The 1,275-nt window shown below is 66.4% G+C and carries 1 protein-coding gene; it reads left to right on the top strand.

Going from position 1 to position 1,275, the window contains the following annotated elements; all coding sequences use genetic code 11:
* Positions 1-193: 193 nt before the first annotated feature.
* On the top strand, positions 194-1,258 hold the full coding sequence (locus ACGF7Y_RS36465) for an IS110 family transposase (protein ID WP_393242489.1): 1,065 nt from the start codon (positions 194-196) through the stop codon (positions 1,256-1,258).
* Positions 1,259-1,275: the final 17 nt, after the last annotated feature.

Raw genomic sequence — 1,275 nt, 5'->3', positions numbered from 1 at the left:
CATCGACTGACTGACTTGGGGTCTTCAACGGGATTTGTCGGCCTGGGCGGGAGGTGCTCGTGTGCACTCACTGGGTGTGGCGTTGTGACTTCATAGGAGCCTGGCCAGAGGCCCCATCTCTGTCTTGTCCGCGTGCCCGGCTGGTGCGTGCCGCCCTGCCCAGTTGACGAGTAACAGGACGACGATGCGCTCCATTACACACGAACACACCGCGTCGGGCGAGATCGCCGGCGGAGTCGATACCCACCAGGACACTCACACCGCCGCCGTGCTCGATACCGTCGGCCGGGTCCTGGGGACCAGCGTGTTCACCGCCGACGCCGAAGGATATGCCGCGCTGCTGGATTGGATGCGCGGGTTCGGCCACCTGGTTCGGGTGGGAGTGGAAGGCACCGGTGTCTACGGTGCGGGATTGGCGCGCGTACTGCGCGAGAACCATATCCAGGTGGTGGAAGTCGATCGTCCCGACCGCAGGACCCGCCGTTTCCAGGGAAAGTCCGATCCGATCGACGCCATCCAGGCGGCGAGGACGGCATTGGCTGAGCACCGGACCGGCACACCGAAACAACGCGACGGCCGCGTCGAAGCGCTGCGCAATCTTCGCGTCGCGCGCCGGTCTGCGGTCGACCAGCGTGCAGACGCTCAACGCCGCATCAAGACGCTGATCGTCACCGCCCCCGACGAGTTACGCCAGCAGTTGCGTGGGCTGGCGGTGAGCGCACTGATCGCCACGTGCGCGGGCTTGGAACCCGACCACACCGACGCCGCAACCCCACTCACCGCCACCAAGATCGCGTTGCGCTGCCTGGCACGGCGTCACCAGCAGCTCTCGACCGAGATCACCGAACTCGACGAACTACTCGCTCCGCTGGTGGCCGCCATCAACCCGAAGCTGGTCGCCGCCCACGGTGTCGGCACCGACACCGCCGGTCAACTGCTGGTCACCGCCGGGCAGAACCACGACCGCATCCGGTCGGAGGCCGCGTTCGCGATGCTCTGCGGCGTCGCTCCGATTCCCGCGTCCTCGGGCAAGACCCACCGGCACCGACTCAACCGCGGCGGCGACCGTCACGCCAACGCCGCGCTCTACCGCGTCGTGCTCTGCCGCCTGCGTTGGGACCCGCGCAGCCGCGCCTACGCCGAACGACGCACCAAAGAAGGCATGTCCAAGAAAGAAATCATCCGCTGTCTCAAACGATACGTCGCCCGCGAGCTCTACCAGCTCATCACCACAGACAGCCCTCAACCCGCTCCTTGACATCCATAGGAGCATCC

This window comes from Nocardia sp. NPDC047654, assembly GCF_043205035.1.
GTDB lineage: Bacteria > Actinomycetota > Actinomycetes > Mycobacteriales > Mycobacteriaceae > Nocardia.
Note: the sequence above shows the minus strand (reverse complement) of the source record. Positions and strands in the feature narration are given on the sequence as shown.